This window comes from Pseudomonas fluorescens, assembly GCF_000968015.1.
Lineage (GTDB): Bacteria > Pseudomonadota > Gammaproteobacteria > Pseudomonadales > Pseudomonadaceae > Aquipseudomonas > Aquipseudomonas fluorescens_W.
Genome location: NZ_LACH01000008.1, coordinates 40,191 through 56,414 on the forward strand (window position 1 = coordinate 40,191; position 16,224 = coordinate 56,414).

Annotated in this window: 10 protein-coding genes and 2 riboswitches; of the genes, 5 read left to right on the forward strand and 5 right to left on the reverse strand. The window is 60.8% G+C overall.

What is annotated here, in order from left to right; translation table 11 throughout:
* Window positions 1-26: 26 nt before the first annotated feature.
* Window positions 27-3,737 carry a methionine synthase gene (gene metH, locus VD17_RS05170; RefSeq protein WP_046052956.1) on the reverse strand — a complete coding sequence of 1,237 codons (3,711 nt, stop codon included), beginning with the start codon at window positions 3,735-3,737 and terminating at the stop codon, window positions 27-29.
* A 155-nt stretch (window positions 3,738-3,892) separates the two neighbouring features.
* On the opposite strand from metH, the gene VD17_RS05175 reads away from it, so the two are divergent.
* The 3 genes from VD17_RS05175 (at window position 3,893) to nfuA (ending at window position 8,050) form a co-directional block, all read left to right on the forward strand.
* On the forward strand, window positions 3,893-6,187 hold the full coding sequence (locus VD17_RS05175) for a fatty acid cis/trans isomerase (RefSeq protein WP_046052957.1): 2,295 nt from the start codon (window positions 3,893-3,895) through the stop codon (window positions 6,185-6,187).
* A gap of 186 nt (window positions 6,188-6,373) precedes the next feature.
* On the forward strand, window positions 6,374-7,408 hold the full coding sequence (locus VD17_RS05180; RefSeq protein ID WP_046052958.1) for an acyltransferase family protein: 1,035 nt from the start codon (window positions 6,374-6,376) through the stop codon (window positions 7,406-7,408).
* Window positions 7,409-7,465: 57 nt separating this feature from the next.
* On the forward strand, window positions 7,466-8,050 hold the full coding sequence (nfuA, locus tag VD17_RS05185) for a Fe-S biogenesis protein NfuA (RefSeq protein WP_008150988.1): 585 nt from the start codon (window positions 7,466-7,468) through the stop codon (window positions 8,048-8,050).
* 147 nt (window positions 8,051-8,197) lie between these two features.
* On the opposite strand, the gene cobM is transcribed toward nfuA, so the two are convergent.
* From cobM to VD17_RS05205, 4 genes are all read right to left on the reverse strand, one after another.
* Window positions 8,198-8,944 carry a precorrin-4 C(11)-methyltransferase gene (gene cobM / locus VD17_RS05190; protein WP_046052959.1) on the reverse strand — a complete coding sequence of 249 codons (747 nt, stop codon included), beginning with the start codon at window positions 8,942-8,944 and terminating at the stop codon, window positions 8,198-8,200.
* Window positions 8,945-9,027: 83 nt separating this feature from the next.
* Window positions 9,028-9,441: a cobalamin biosynthesis protein gene (locus tag VD17_RS05195; RefSeq protein ID WP_046052960.1), complete on the reverse strand. Its 414-nt coding sequence runs from the start codon at window positions 9,439-9,441 to the stop codon at window positions 9,028-9,030.
* On the reverse strand, window positions 9,438-10,145 hold the full coding sequence (locus VD17_RS05200; protein WP_046052961.1) for a CbtA family protein: 708 nt from the start codon (window positions 10,143-10,145) through the stop codon (window positions 9,438-9,440). The genes VD17_RS05195 and VD17_RS05200 overlap by 4 nt, the downstream gene beginning before the upstream one ends.
* 11 nt (window positions 10,146-10,156) lie before the next feature.
* On the reverse strand, window positions 10,157-10,360 hold the full coding sequence (locus tag VD17_RS05205) for a CbtB domain-containing protein (RefSeq protein WP_008150980.1): 204 nt from the start codon (window positions 10,358-10,360) through the stop codon (window positions 10,157-10,159).
* Window positions 10,361-10,481: 121 nt separating this feature from the next.
* Window positions 10,482-10,710, reverse strand: a riboswitch (cobalamin riboswitch).
* A gap of 252 nt (window positions 10,711-10,962) precedes the next feature.
* Window positions 10,963-11,175, forward strand: a riboswitch (cobalamin riboswitch).
* A 100-nt stretch (window positions 11,176-11,275) separates the two neighbouring features.
* Here VD17_RS05205 and cobW point away from each other — a divergent pair.
* Both cobW and cobN read left to right on the forward strand, forming a co-directional pair.
* A complete protein-coding gene (gene cobW / locus VD17_RS05210; protein ID WP_046052962.1) occupies window positions 11,276-12,337 on the forward strand; it encodes a cobalamin biosynthesis protein CobW in 1,062 nt (353 codons plus the stop codon).
* Between the two features lie 3 nt (window positions 12,338-12,340).
* On the forward strand, window positions 12,341-16,204 hold the full coding sequence (gene cobN / locus VD17_RS05215) for a cobaltochelatase subunit CobN (RefSeq protein WP_046052963.1): 3,864 nt from the start codon (window positions 12,341-12,343) through the stop codon (window positions 16,202-16,204).
* Window positions 16,205-16,224 lie beyond the last annotated feature (20 nt).

Sequence of the window (16,224 nt, forward strand, 5' to 3'; positions counted from 1 at the left end):
GCACCAGTCGACTCCCGGGGCCAGCATCAGTTGTCGTAACCCAGGTTCGGCGCCAACCAGCGCTCGGTCACGCTCAATTCCTGACCCTTGCGCGACGTGTAGCTCTGCACCTGATCCTTGTCGATCTTGCCCACGGCAAAATACTGCGCTTGCGGGTGAGCGAAGTACCAACCGCTGACCGCTGCCGCCGGGAACATGGCGTAGTGCTCGGTGAGGAACACGCCGCTGCGGCCGGCTTTCATTTCCGAGGCCTCAGGGTCCAGCAGCTTGAACAGCGTGGATTTCTCGGTGTGATCCGGGCAGGCCGGGTAGCCCGGGGCAGGGCGGATACCGGTGTATAGCTCTTTGATCAGCGCCTCGTTGTCGAGCGTCTCGTCCTTGGCATAACCCCAGTAGTCTTTACGGACCTGCTGGTGCAGCCACTCGGCGCAAGCCTCGGCCAAACGGTCGGCCAGTGCCTTGACCATGATCGAGTTGTAGTCGTCACCGGCATCTTGATAGGCCTTGGCCACTTCTTCGGCACCGATACCGGCGGTGGTGATGAAACCACCCACGTAGTCGGTCACTTCGCTGTCCTTCGGTGCAACGAAGTCAGCCAGGGAGAAGTTCGGTTTGCCGTCGGTCTTGATGATCTGCTGACGCAGGTGATGCAGCTTGGCAATCGGCTTGCCGTCATCGCCGTAGACTTCAATGTCATCCTCACGCACCTGATTGGCCGGCCAGAAGCCGAACACCGCACGGGCGCTGATGAGTTTCTCGTCGATCAGCTTGGCGAGCATTTCCTGGGCATCGGCGAACAGCGCGGTGGCGGCTTCACCGACCACTTCATCCGTGAGGATGCGCGGGTACTTGCCGGCCAGGTCCCAGGAGATAAAGAACGGCGTCCAGTCGATGTATTCGGCCAGGACTTTCAGGTCGATGTTGTCCAACACCTTGGCACCGGTGAACGTCGGTTTGACCGGCTCGTAAGTGCTCCAGTCGAACTGCGGCTTCTTGGCGATGGCCGCCGGGTAGCTCAGGCGTTCGGTACGGGCGCTGCGGTTGGCGGTACGCTCGCGGACTTCGATGTATTCCAGGCGAGTCTTCTCGATGAACGCCGGCTTCAATTCCTTGGACAGCAACTGCGTCGCCACGCCCACGGCGCGGGAAGCGTCGGTGACGTAGATCACTGCGTCGTTGCTGTATTTCGGCTCGATCTTCACCGCCGTGTGCGCTTTCGAGGTGGTCGCGCCACCGATCATCAGCGGCAGATGGAAGTCCTGGCGCTGCATCTCGCGGGCGACGTGGACCATTTCATCCAGCGAAGGCGTGATCAAACCGGACAGGCCGATGATGTCGCACTTCTGTTCCTTGGCCACCTGCAGGATTTTTTCCGCCGGCACCATCACGCCGAGGTCGACGATGTCGTAGCCGTTACAGCCCAGCACCACGCCAACGATGTTCTTGCCGATGTCGTGCACGTCGCCTTTTACCGTCGCCATCAGGATTTTGCCCTTGGCTTCCGGTTTGTCGCCTTTTTCCAGTTCGATGAACGGGATCAAGTGAGCCACGGCCTGCTTCATTACGCGGGCGGATTTCACCACTTGTGGCAGGAACATTTTGCCGGCGCCGAACAGGTCGCCAACGATGTTCATACCGGACATCAGCGGGCCTTCGATCACTTCGATCGGGCGAGCGAACGACTGACGGGATTCTTCAGTGTCTTCAACAATGTGCGTGGTGATGCCTTTGACCAGCGCATGCTCCAGACGCTTGTTGACGTCCCAGCCGCGCCACTCTTCGGTTTCGGCTTCCTTGACGCTGCCGTCACCCTTGTACTTGTCAGCAATGGCGAGGAGGGCGTCGGTGCCTTCCGGGGTGCGGTTGAGCACTACGTCTTCCACGGCGTCACGCAGTTCAGCGGGGATCTGGTCGTAGATCTCCAGCTGGCCGGCGTTGACGATACCCATGGTCAGGCCGTTGCGGATCGCATACAGCAGGAACACCGAGTGAATCGCCTCGCGCACCGGGTTGTTGCCGCGGAACGAGAACGACACGTTGGACACGCCACCGGAGGTCAGCGCGTACGGCAGTTCGTCACGGATGTAGGCACAGGCGTTGATGAAGTCGACAGCGTAGTTGTTGTGTTCTTCGATGCCGGTGGCGATGGCGAAGATGTTCGGGTCGAAGATGATGTCTTCCGGCGGGAAGCCGACTTCGTTGACCAGAATGTCGTAGGAGCGTTTGCAGATTTCTTTCTTGCGCGCTTCGGTGTCGGCCTGGCCGGCTTCGTCGAAGGCCATCACGACGACTGCGGCGCCGTAGCGTTTGCACAGTTTGGCGTGATGAATGAACTGCTCGACGCCTTCCTTCATGCTGATGGAGTTGACGATGCCCTTGCCTTGAATGCACTTGAGGCCGGCTTCGATCACTTCCCACTTGGAGGAGTCGATCATGATCGGTACGCGGGAGATGTCCGGCTCGCCGGCAATCAGGTTGAGGAAGGTCACCATGGCCTTCTTCGAATCGAGCATCCCTTCGTCCATGTTGATGTCGATCACCTGGGCGCCGGCTTCGACCTGTTGCAGGGCGACTTCCAGGGCTTCGGTGTAGTTGTCTTCACGGATCAGGCGGGCGAACTTGGCGGAACCGGTGATGTTGGTCCGCTCGCCGACGTTGATGAACAGCGAGTTGCGATCGATGGTGAACGGTTCCAGGCCCGACAGGCGGCAGGCCTTTGGAATGTCCGGAATTTCACGCGGCGCATAACCGGCCACGGCGTTGGCGATGGCTTCGATGTGGCCCGGCGTGGTGCCGCAGCAACCGCCGACGATGTTGAGGAAGCCGCTTTGGGCGAACTCTTCGATGACCTTGGCCGTTTCCGCTGGCAGTTCGTCGTACTCGCCGAATTCGTTCGGCAGGCCGGCGTTCGGGTGCGCGGAAACGTGGGTGCTGGCCTTGTTCGACAGCTCCTCCAGGTACGGACGCAATTCGCTGGCGCCGAGGGCGCAGTTCAGGCCGACCGAGATCGGCTTGGCGTGGGCCACGGAGTTCCAGAACGCTTCGGTGGTCTGACCGGAAAGCGTGCGGCCGGACGCATCGGTGATGGTGCCGGAAATCATGATCGGCAGTTCGACGCCGAGTTCTTCGTAAACCCCTTGCACGGCGAAGATCGCCGCTTTGGCGTTCAGGGTGTCGAAAATGGTTTCGATCAGGATCAGGTCGGCGCCGCCTTCGATCAGGCCTTTGGTGGCCTCGGTGTAGTTTTCCACCAATTCATCGAAGGTCACGTTGCGGTAGCCGGGGTTGTTCACGTCAGGCGACAGCGAGCAGGTGCGACTTGTAGGACCGAGCACGCCAGCGACGAAGCGCGGCTTGTCCGGGGTTTCCAGGGTCTTGGCGTCTGCAACCTTGCGCGCCAGACGTGCGCCTTCTACGTTTAGCTCGTACGCCAGGCCTTGCATGCCGTAGTCAGCCTGGGACACCTGGGTGGCGTTGAAGGTGTTGGTTTCCAGAATGTCGGCGCCGGCATCCAGGTAGGCTTTCTCGATGGCGCCAATCACGTCCGGGCGCGTCAGGATCAACAGGTCGTTGTTACCCTTGACGTCACTTGGCCAGTCGGCGAAGCGTTTGCCGCGGTAATCCTGCTCTTCGAGCTTGTAGCTCTGGATCATCGTGCCCATGCCGCCATCGAGAATCAGGATGCGCTCTTTGAGGGCGTGCTTGAGAGCTTGAAGGCGAACACTGCGATCGGACATTTGGACTACTCGGAAAGACCATGACGAAGGGGCGGGATAATAGCAAACCTGTGCGGTTTTAGAGCATGCCCCGGTTTTGCATGAATATCGCTCATGTTGGAGTGGGGTGCAGATCGGTAGAATCGCGGCGTTTTTTCATGATCGGGACCAGGGATATGTCTTATCGCGTCATCAGCATGGTGTTGCTGTTTTTAAGCTGGGGCGCTGCCGCGCAGGAACCGGCGATTTCTTCTGCCATTTCCTACAGCCGCGACATTCAACCGATCTTCACCGAAAAGTGTGTGGCCTGCCATGCCTGCTATGACGCCGCCTGTCAGCTCAATCTGGGCAGTGGCGAAGGGGCTGCCCGTGGCGCAACCAAGATTCCGGTCTACGACGGCAACCGCCGCCAGGCTGCCGCGCCGACCCGGCTGTTTTATGACGCCTTCGGGAAACGCGCCTGGCAGCAAAAGGACTTCTATTCGGTGCTCGACGCTCAGGGCAGTCAGGCCGCGTTGATGGCGCGGATGCTTGAGTTGGGCCACAAAACCCCCTTGCAACCCAACGCCAGGTTGCCGGAGGACATCGTCCTTGGTCTGAACCGGGAAAACATGTGCGCCTTGCCTGCCGAATTCGACGGCTACGCCAAATCACATCCCACAGAGGGCATGCCACTGGCGGTCACCGGCCTGACCGACCAGCAGTACCAGACGCTGCAACGCTGGCTGGCGTCCGGTGCGCCGATTGACGAGCAAGGCCTGGTGCCGAGCGCCAAAGAAGCGTTGCAGGTGGTGCAGTGGGAAAACCTGCTCAACGCACCGGGCGCACGGCAAAGCCTGGTGGGGCGCTGGTTATTCGAGCATTGGTTTCTCGCACATCTCTATTTCAAGGACGGCGAGCCGGGGCATTTCTTTCAGTGGGTGCGTTCGCGCACGCCGACCGGCCAGCCGATCGATCTGATCAACACACGCCGCCCGAATGACGATCCGGGCACTCAGGTGTATTACCGCCTGTGGCCGGTGCAAGGCGTGATTGTGCAAAAGACCCACATCACCTACCCGTTGAGCGCGGCGAAGATGGCACGGATAAAAAGCCTGTTCTATAACGGCAACTGGCAGGTCCACGCCTTGCCGGGCTACGGGCCGGAGCGTCGGGCCAATCCGTTCACCACGTTCGAGGCGATCCCGGCCCAGGCGCGTTATCAATTCATGCTCGATAACGCCGAATACTTCGTCCGTACGTTTATTCGTGGCCCGGTGTGCCGCGGCCAGATCGCCACCGACGTGATCCGCGATAACTTCTGGGCAATGTTCCAGGCGCCTGAGCACGACCTCTACATCATCGATCCGAAGTACCGCGGCCAAGCCACGCCATTGCTGGCGATGCCGGGGCAGAACGACGATGTCGGCAGCATCCTGAGCCTGTGGCATGACTACCGCGACAAGCGTAACGAGTACGAGGCGCTGCGCCGTGACAGTTACGCCGATGCGCCGGCGCCGAGCTGGTCGACCTTATGGGCCGGCAACGATAACGCCTTGCTGACGATCTTCCGGCATTTCGACAGTGCCTCGGTGAGCAAAGGCCTGATCGGTGACGTGCCGCAAACGATGTGGCTGTTCGACTTCCCGCTGCTGGAGCGCACGTACTACCAGTTGGCAGTCAACTTCGACGTGTTCGGCAATGTCTCCCATCAGGCACAGACTCGGTTGTACTTCGACCTGATCCGCAACGGTGCCGAGCAGAACTTCCTGCGCCTGATGCCGGCCGATTCGCGCGACGACTACCTCGACGATTGGTACCAGAGCGGCGGCAAATTCAAGATGTGGCTGAATTACGAGGCCATTGATAACGACAAAGAGACGGCGCTGGTACTGGACGAAAAAGACCCGAAACGCGATTTCGCCCTGCAGTTGCTCACCCGTTACGGCGACCTCAACGCCAAGCCTGATCCGATCAACCGTTGTGACGGCGCTTATTGCTCGCGGCCGAACATCGACCCGGCCTTGCAGAGCGCCGAGCAGGCCTTGAGTCGCCTGACTTCGCGTCCGGCGGCCGGGCTGAAGGTTATCGATCAGTTGCCGGAAGCGACCCTGCTGCGCATCGAAACCGCGAGCGGCAAACGCGAGGTTTACAGCCTGCTGCGCAACCGCGCGCACAGTAACGTCGCGTTCCTGCTCGGTGAATCCCTGCGGTATCAGCCTGGGCTCGACACAGTGACTATTTATCCGGGTGTGCTCAGCAGCTACCCGAACTTCATGTTCAACATCCCGGCCGAGCAAGTGCCTGAGTTCGTGGACGAGATGGAAAACGCCAAGGACGCCAATCACTTCGAAAAAATCGTCGAGCGCTGGGGCATTCGTCGCAGCCACCCGCAGTTCTGGTTCTACTTCCATGACCTGAGCCGGTACGTCCACGAGACCGATCCGGTGGAAGAGGGCGTGCTGGACATGAACCGGTACGAGAATCTTTGATCGACCTTTGAATCGCAGCTGCTGTCCCAATCCAGAGACACCACAAAAACCCTGTGGGAGCGAGCTTGCTCGCGATAGCTATCTGACAGTCAACATATGAGGTGACTGGCAGGCCGCCATCGCGAGCAAGCTCGCTCCCACAGGGAATCTGTGGTGATTTGAAGGTTGTGATCGGGAGGATGGTCGATGTTGATTTCAGTACAGGCACTGCGCGCGCTCGCGGCCTGGACGGTGGTCTGCCACCATTTCATGCAGATATTTTTCGACTTCCAGGCCCGTGGGCCGGTGGGACAGATGTTCATCGACAAAGGCGCGGTGGGGGTCGATGTCTTCTTCGTCATCAGTGGGCTGGTGATTTTCCTGTCCACCGAAGGCAAATCACTGCCGCCGGGGCGCTTTCTGCTGTATCGGCTGTTCCGCATCGTTCCGGCGTACTGGCTGTATACGGTGTTGATGGCGCTGCTGGTGGTGTTCGCTCAACCGGTTTTGCCGGATCAGACCGTCGACTGGTCGCATTTCCTGCTGTCGCTGTTGTTCATTCCTACGGAAAACCCCGGCGGCTACGGGATTTATCCGACGCTCAACGTCGGCTGGACCCTCAACTACGAAATGCTCTTCTACGTGCTGTTTGCCTGGGCACTGCTGTTCCGCATGCAGGTTCGGCTGCTGGTCGTCGCGGCGCTGCTGTTTGCAGTGTGTCAGGCCTGGACCGGCTACGGGTGGATCAGCGAGTTCTACCACTCGGACATTGTTTATGAATTCTTGCTGGGGATCGCCATCGGCATGATTTACCGTCGCGGCTGGATCAAGCCCGGGTTCTGGCTACCGTTGCTGGGCATTGGCGGTGCGTTGCTGGCGATTTATCACCTGGCGCCGCAGCCACGGTTGCTGGCCTGGGGCCTGCCGAGCGCGCTGCTGGTGATGGCGTGTATGGCGCTGGAGCGCTATTTCGAGAACAGTCGGGTGCTCAAATTGCTGGGCGATTGCTCCTACTCGGTGTACCTAATGCACGTGTTGGTGCTGTCCGCAGGTGGTTTTGTCGCACAGCGTTATGGCATCAATCCCTACGTGATGTTCGCCGTTTGCGTCGCGACAATCGGTCTGGGCTCGTGGGCAAGTTACGAATGGGTGGAAAAATGCAGCTATCGGTGGCTTAAAGGCCGAATTGACGGCGAATTGGTTATCGAGGCAGTTTCAGCGCTTTCCCGACAAAAATACTAGGACTTTGTGCGGCGCGATGATTGGCGTAAACTGCGCCCAAGCCTGCGAGGAGTTTCCATGACCGCTATTACCATTACCGACGCCGCCCACGATTATCTGGCTGATCTGCTTTCCAAGCAGAACACCCCAGGCATCGGCATCCGCGTCTTTATCACCCAGCCTGGCACCCAGTACGCCGAAACCTGCATTGCTTATTGCAAGCCGGGCGAAGAAAAACCTGAAGACACGGCGCTGGGGCTCAAAAGCTTCACCGCTTACATCGACTCGTTCAGCGAAGCTTTCCTGGACGATGCGGTAGTCGACTACGCCACCGACCGTATGGGCGGGCAGCTCACCATCAAGGCGCCAAACGCCAAAGTACCGATGGTCAGCGCCGACAGTCCGGTCAATGAGCGTATCAACTATTACCTGCAAACCGAGATCAACCCGGGGCTGGCCAGCCACGGCGGTCAGGTCAGCCTGATCGATGTGGTCGAAGACGGCATCGCCGTGCTGAAGTTCGGCGGCGGTTGCCAGGGCTGCGGCCAGGCAGACGTCACCTTGCGCGAAGGCATCGAGCGCACCTTGCTCGAGCGCATTCCCGAGCTCAAGGGCGTTCGTGACGTCACCGACCACACGCAGAAAGAAAACGCCTACTACTAAGTAAGGTGTTCGCTGCAGACATAAAAAACGGCGCCCCGTGAGCGCCGTTTTTTTATGGGTGAAGTCTTTAAAGATCACAGCCTTCGGCAGCTCCTACAGGTGTACGCATCCCATGTAGGAGCTGCCGAAGGCTGCGATCTTTTGATCTTATGGGCGATACAAATGTGCATGCCCGGCACGGTACAGCGACGACTCACTGAAGTGATCACTGCCCAACACCCGGCCCACCAAAATCAACGCCGTGCGCCGAAACCCCTTGGCTTCAACCTTCGCGGCAATGTCTTCAAGCGTCCCCACCACCCAGTCCTGATCCGGCCAGGTCGCCCGATGAATCACCGCGATCGGGCAGTCCGCGCCGTAATGCGGCAGCAATTCGGCGAGGATTTTCTCCAGATGATTGACCCCCAGATGGATCGCCATGGTCGCCCCGTGCTGCGCCAGGCTGCCGAGTTCTTCGCCGGCGGGCATCGCGGTCTTGTCGGCGTAGCGGGTCAGGATCACGCTTTGCGACACGTCCGGTAACGTCAGTTCCGCGCCCAGAAGCGCCGCGCAAGCCGCCGTGGCCGTGACGCCGGGAATGATTTCAAACGGGATGTCGAGTTCGCGCAGGTAGCGAATCTGCTCGCCAATGGCACCGTAAAGACTCGGGTCGCCGGAGTGCACCCGGGCCACGTCCTGGCCCTTGGCATGGGCGGATTTGATCAGCTCGATGATCTGTTCCAGGTGCAGTTCGGCGCTGTTGACCACCTGTTCGGCGCGATGGCCATCCAGCACGGCGGCGGGCACCAGGGAGCCGGCATAGATGATCACCGGGCAGCTGCGAATCAGCCGTTGGCCTTTGACCGTGATCAGTTCCGGGTCGCCGGGACCTGCGCCAATGAAGTAGACGGTCATCGTCGGTTCCTGTGAGAAAAAGGGGCTGGGCAGGGCTTCAGATGAAGATTGCTCATGATCGAAGGCGGGGATTATCGAGGATTTCAGGCGGCGCCGGCCAATGCCAAGGTGGCCTGGGCATATTTTTGTCGTGAAATCAGCAGTTTTGCCGGTGCCTGGGCCAGGTGTTCGGCCAGGGCCAGGGCAGCACTTTCCGCTACGCCGTAGCAGCCGGTGCGTTCGAACGCGATGTCCGAGCGGTGGCTGAGTTGCGGTTGATAGCCGGCCAGTTGTTCGCTACTGAAGTACATCAACGGTAACTCAAGCTGTTTGGCCAACTCGATCAAGCCAGGTTCTTCGCGCTTCAGGTCGATGCTGGCCAGGGCCTTGATCTGGTGAAGTCCGATTTTATGAGCCTGTAACGCCTGATCGAGCAGCGCCCGCAGCGTGCTGACGGGGCAGCCGCGCTGGCAGCCCAGGCCGACCACTAAAGTCGGCGCTGTGCTGATCTCAGTCATGCGTGGTACTGACCATCGCTTTTGCGGCGGAACAACCAGGCACTGATCAGGCCCAGGGCCAGCCAGAATGCCACGTTGGTCAGCTGCGAAGCGATTTTGAACTGAGCTTCCAGGGCTTGCGGAGCCATCATCGAGTGGACTTCCGGTTGTGGCGCGCCGATCACATGAGGAACAGCCAGAATGGCCACGCCGAGCACTTTCATCAGCAAGTGACGGCTGAACACGATCAATGCGATGCCGACCGCGGTGGAGGCAGCCGTGCCGATCCACCAGATCTGCCGTTGCGCCAAATCAGCTGCGGCAGTGCCCGGCAGCTCAGGTGGCAGACCGAGGGTCGGTGCCAGCACGAACGTGGCGTAACCGGCCAGGCCCCAAAGCAGGCCTTGGGAGGTTTTGGTCGGTGCGCGCAAGGTGTAAAGACCGGCCAGCATCAGCGCGAAACCGACCGCTACCACCAGGTTGCCACCGGTGGTGGACAGCACGCGCTGCCAGCCGTCTTCCGGTTCCCAGGCTTCGGCATCGTGGGTGTGAGCGGCGACAGCACCTGCGGCGTGTTCGTGAACTTCCACAGCGGCGGGCTCGGATTTTTCGTAAGTCTCGGCCTGCAGAATCAGCGGAGCCACCCAGAAGCTTTGCAGCAGGGTCAGCAACAGGGCGGCCAGCAGCCCGGTGAACCCTGCGGTTTGCGCAATACGCTTGATCATGTCATCAGGTCTCAATGGCACGGGAATGCAGAGCTGTGGCGGGTATCGTGAGCGGCGTTGTGCACTGCTTCGATGTGCGAGAAACCGGCGAAATACACAAGGCACGCCCCCAGGATCGACGCGCACACGGCGGCGGTCAGGCGTTGAGTCAGGGTATTAGTGGTGCTGGCGGTGCTCTTATCGGTGTTGCTGCCGGTACTGCTGATGATCGACATGGCGCTTCCCTCTGGTCTGTCAGCGGGTGATATAGAGCGCATGGAAGACCCCTGCGAGTCGGGCACGCAGAGGTTCAAACAGCGCCCGCCCACCGCGGGTTTGTTGTTCAGTGATCGTAATGGTCACTTTGTGTTGCGGGCCGGTCTCCGGGCTCACGAGGGGCACTGGCTTTCGCCTTGACCTGCAAGCATCACCTTCCCATGCCGAACTGCTGGCACAGTGGATCTGACGCTTCGCTCGCTTACCGTTGCGGGGGCAGCACCGGACTGACATGACTTTAGAGTAAAGCACATGATTCACCGGTTTCCCGTTTCACCCTGTGAAGGGCACCCGTAACAAGGCGTGTAGGAGAGCATGGGCGGGGGTTGGGCGTCAATTGGCAAGGGTTCTCAACTCGATACCCAGGTGGATACCTGTGGTGAGGGGATTAACTGTGGTGAGGGGATTTATCCCCGTTGGGCTGCGAAGCGGCCCCCTGCATTTCTTCAGTCGTACCCCGCAAGCAGGTTTAGCGACGGCTTCGCCGCCGAACGGGGATAAATCCCCTCGCCACAGGGGTCGCAATCAACCCTATGGACATTGACCCGCCCCCACACGATGCGTAGCCTTGCGTTTTCGAGGTTCTTCGGCGTCTGCCGAAGCTAAGAAGGGAACGCGGTCGATGCCGCGGCTGCCCCCGCAACTGTGAACGGTGATGTTCGCTGCCACGCCACTGCAAACCCTGTCCAACGGGTTCGCGGGAAGGCGCAGCCAACGCCAGTCCAACGACTGGCAAACCGTCAGCCAGGAGACCTGCCTCGACACAGATTCTCACTACAACCGGGCGGGGTGATCCGGTGGCGAACTCTTCCGCGCGCGCATCCGTCGCAGCGATTGTCGTCCCGTATGCCCGCCACCTTGCCAAAGGGCATCCGATGAAAACACTGGCCAAACTCCCCGTCACCATCGTTACCGGCTTCCTCGGCTCGGGCAAAACCACCTTGCTGCGGCACATGCTCGACAACGCTCAGGGCCGTCGTATTGCGGTGATCGTCAACGAGTTCGGCGAGCTGGGCATCGACGGCGAAATCCTCAAGCAATGCTCCATTGGCTGCACTGAAGAAGAAGCCAACGGCCGCGTCTACGAATTGGCCAACGGCTGCCTGTGCTGCACCGTTCAGGAAGAATTCTTCCCGGTGATGCGCGAATTGGTCGCCCGTCGCGGCGACCTCGACCATATCCTCATCGAAACCTCGGGCCTGGCCCTGCCAAAACCACTGGTGCAAGCCTTCCAGTGGCCGGAAATCCGCAGCGCCTGCACCGTTGATGCGGTCATCACCGTGGTCGACAGCCCTGCAGTTGCCGCTGGCACCTTCGCGGCGTTCCCGGACCAGGTCGATGCCCAGCGCAAACTCGACCCGAACCTGGACCACGAGTCGCCGCTGCATGAATTGTTCGCCGACCAACTGGCCAGCGCCGACCTGGTGATCCTCAACAAGGCCGACCTGATCAGCCCTGAAGACCTGGCCCGTGTGCGCCTGGAAGTCGCTGAAGAACTGCCGCCTGCGGTAAAAGTCATCGAAGCCAGCAGCGGTCGCGTGCCACTGGATGTGCTGATCGGCCTCGGCGCCGGTTCTGAAGAACACATCGACAGCCGTCACAGCCATCACGATCACCACCATGAAGGCGAAGACGATCACGATCACGATGCCTTCGACTCCATCTCCATCGAACTGCCGCAAGCCGACGAAAGCCTGCTGCTGGACGCGCTGACCCAATTGGTGGTCCAGCACGGCATTCTGCGCGTCAAAGGCTTCGCGGCAATCCCGAACAAGCCGATGCGCCTGCTGATCCAGGGCGTGGGTACCCGTTTCGACAAGCACTTCGACCGTCAGTGGGGCGCCGATGAAGCGCGCACCACGCGTCTGGTGTTGATCGGTCAGGAGCTGGACGCCACCCTGCTCGAATCGCAATTGCGCGCTGCGCTCAGCGTTTAAGCCATGCACCTGCTCAGGACCCAGCCCGGCGGTTTCGTGTCGGATGACAACATTGCCGACCTTGGACAAACCCCCGCCGAGCTGGTGATTCTGTGCAGCGGCGACTCCAGCCTCGCGCTGCTCGCCGAAGCCGCGCAGCAGTTGCCCGAAGATTACCCGAGCGTGCGTTTGGCCAACCCGATGCAGGTGCAGAACCACGCGTCGGTCGACCTGTATGTCGACGAAGTGCTGCGCCACGCCAAGGTGATTCTGATTTCGCTGCACGGCGGCATCGCCTATTGGCGTTACGGCGTGGAGCAACTGGTGCAACTGTCGGAGCGCGGCGTGCAGCTGATTCTGGTGCCCGGCGATGACCGCCCGGACCCGGAACTCAGCGACCTAAGCACGGTGGGTGCGGAAGACCGCGACCGCCTCTGGCAGTTTCTGCGTCAGGGCGGCATGAGCAATGCCCTGGATTTTTTCCGCTGCCTCGCCAGTCGTTGGCTGGATCGCGACTACGCCTGGGCCGAGCCGCAAACCCTACCGCGCACGGCGATTTACCATCCGCACAAAAGCCCCGCTGAACTGAAGGATTGGCAAGCCGATTGGCACGCCGATCAACCAGTCGCGGCGGTGCTGTTCTACCGCTCGCATTTGCAGGCGGCGAACACCGGTTTCATCGATGTTTTTTGCCAGCGTTTGCAGGCAGCAGGGTTGAACCCGTTGCCGATTGCGCTGGCCAGTTTGAAAGAGCCCGGCTGCCTGACGGTGGTCGAGGACCTGTTGGACGAAGTCGAAGCGGGGGTGATTCTCAACACCACCGGTTTCGCTCAATCCAGCCCCGAAGCGCCGCACCTGCGACCGTTTCGCCGCAACATCCCGGTGATCCAGGCGATTTGCGCCCAGGACAACGAACCCGGTTGGCGTGCCAGTGAACAGGGCCTCGGTCCGCGCGATCTGGCGATGCACATCGCGCTGCCGGAACTGGACGGGCGGATCATCAGCCGACCGATCAGTTTCAAAGACCTGGCCTGGCGCAGCGAGCGCAGTCAATCCGATGTGGTCTGCTATCGGCCACAACCGGAGCGCATGGATTTTGTCGCCGAACTGGCGCGGCGCTGGATTGATCTGGCGCGAGTGCCCAACGCTGAAAAACGCATCGCCCTGATCCTCGCCAACTACCCGACCCGCGACGGTCGCATCGGCAATGGTGTCGGCCTCGACACTCCGGCCGCGGCGCTGAACATCCTGCGTGCGCTGCATAAAGAAGGTTATCCGCTACCGGCCGAATTGCCCGACACGGGCACCGCGTTGATCCAGCAATTGCTTGGCGGCGTCAGCAATGACCTTGACACCCTCGACCAGCGCCCGTGTCAGCAAAGCCTGGCGATGGACGACTATCTGCTGATGTTCAACGCCTTGCCCGAATCCAACCGTCAAGCCGTGCTGGAACGTTGGGGCTCGCCCGAAAACGATCCAATGTGCCGTGGCGGGCGAATGATGATTGCCGGGCTGCGCTCTGGCCTGACCTTCGTCGGCATTCAACCGGCGCGGGGTTATCAGGTCGATCCGAGCGCGGTGTATCACGACCCGGACCTGGTGCCGCCTCACGGTTATCTGGCGTTCTATTTCTGGTTGCGTAACACCTACGGCGCCCACGGCGTGATCCACGTCGGCAAGCACGGCAACCTCGAATGGTTGCCGGGCAAAGGCGTCGGGCTGTCCGAGCATTGCTGGCCGGATGCGCTGCTCGGGCCGTTGCCGAACATCTATCCCTTTATCGTCAACGATCCGGGCGAGGGCGCCCAGGCCAAGCGCCGTACGCAGGCGGTGATCATCGATCACTTGATGCCACCGCTTACTCGCGCCGAAACGTACGGCCCGTTGCGCAACCTCGAATTACTTGCCGACGAGTATTACGAAGCGCAATTGCTCGATCCGCGCCGTGCCCGGGAATTGCAGCGCGACATCCTGCAACTGGTGCGCGAGACGCACATCGACCGCGAACTGCAACTGGACGAAAAACTCGACAGTGATGCCGATGCGGCGATCTGGTTGCCGCGTCTGGACACCTATTTGTGCGACTTGAAAGAGTCGCAGATCCGCGACGGTCTGCATGTGTTTGGCGAATCGCCCACCGGGCGTTTGCGCATCGACACCTTGTTGGCGTTGTTGCGCATTCCGCGTGGCGATGGGCGTGGTGCTCAATCGAGTCTGCTGCGGGCCTTGGCCAAGGCGTTCACGTTAGGCTTCGATCCGCTGGATTGTGCGCTCGCCGAACCTTGGACCGGACCGCGTCCGATGGAACTGCAAACCCTCACCGATGAAGTCTGGCGCACGGCGGGCGATACCCGCGAGCGTCTGGAACTGTTTGCCGCCCAACTGATCTCGCAGACTTTAAATACCGAGGCCGAACCCGACCCCTGTAGGAGCGAGCCTGCTCGCGATAGCGGTGGGTCAGCCAACATTGATGAGACTGATACACCGCTATCGCGAGCAGGCTCGCTCCTACAGGGGGCAGGGTGGTCAGAGGTGCACGCCATCATCGACAGCCTGCGCGAAGTCGTCGCGCCACGGCTGGACGCCTGCGGCCCGGCGGAAATGCGTGGTCTGCTCGATGCCCTCAGCGGTCGTTTCGTGCCGGCCGGCCCCAGCGGTGCGCCGAGTCGCGGTCGGCTCGACGTGCTGCCGACCGGTCGCAACTTCTACTCGGTGGACGTGCGTAACCTGCCGACCACCACCGCATGGCGCATCGGTTTCCAGTCGGCCAACCTGATTCTGGAACGACACCTGCAAGACCACGGCGATCACCTGCGTCAGCTCGGTCTGTCGGTGTGGGGCACCGCGACCATGCGTACCGGTGGCGATGACATCGCCCAGGCCATGGCGCTGATGGGTGTGCGCCCGGTCTGGGCGACGGGCAGTCAGCGGGTCGACGACTTCGAAATTCTGCCGCTGAGTCTGCTGGACCGTCCGCGTGTGGACGTGACGTTGCGCGTCTCCGGATTCTTCCGCGATGCCTTTGCCAATCTGATCCGCCTGTTCGACGCCGCCGTGCAAGCGGTCGCCTCCCTCGACGAACCGGACGACCTCAACCCCTTGGCCGCCAAGGTGCGTGCCGAGCGCGAAGCGTTGATGCAATCGGGTCTGGATGAAGACTCGGCGAAGCGTCAGGCCGGTTGGCGCATCTTTGGCGCCAAGCCCGGTGCTTACGGCGCGGGCGTGCAGGGCGCCATTGATGGACGTTTGTGGCAAAGTCGCGACGACCTGGCCGAGGTTTATCTGAACTGGGGCGGCTACGCTTATGGCGGGTCTGACGAAGGCACCGCGGCGCGAGAACAGTTCGCCCAGCGCCTGAGCCAGGTGCAAGCCGTGCTGCAAAACCAGGACAACCGTGAACACGACTTGCTCGATTCCAACGACTATTACCAATTCCAGGGCGGCATGCTCGCGGCCGTGGAGAGCCTCAGTGGTGAAGCGGCGGCCAGTTACCATGGCGACCACAGCCAGCCGGACTTGCCGAAGATCCGCACGTTGAAGGAAGAGCTGAACCGGGTGATTCGCTCACGGGCAGCCAATCCGAAGTGGATCGACGGCGTGAAGCGCCATGGCTATAAAGGCGCGTTTGAACTGGCGGCGACGGTCGATAACCTGTTTGCTTTCGACGCTACAACGCAGCTGATCGACGATCACCAATATGCGTTGCTGGCGGATGCGTATTTGCTGGATCCGGCGACCCGGGATTTTGTTCGCGAACATAATCCGCATGCGTTGCGTGACATGACCGAGCGAATGCTGGAAGCGCAGCAGCGGGGGATGTGGAAGGAGCCGGGCGAATATCGCGAGGCGCTGGAGAATTTGTTGCTGGATATTGAAGAAGACACCTGACGCGCCGCACCCCCCCCTGT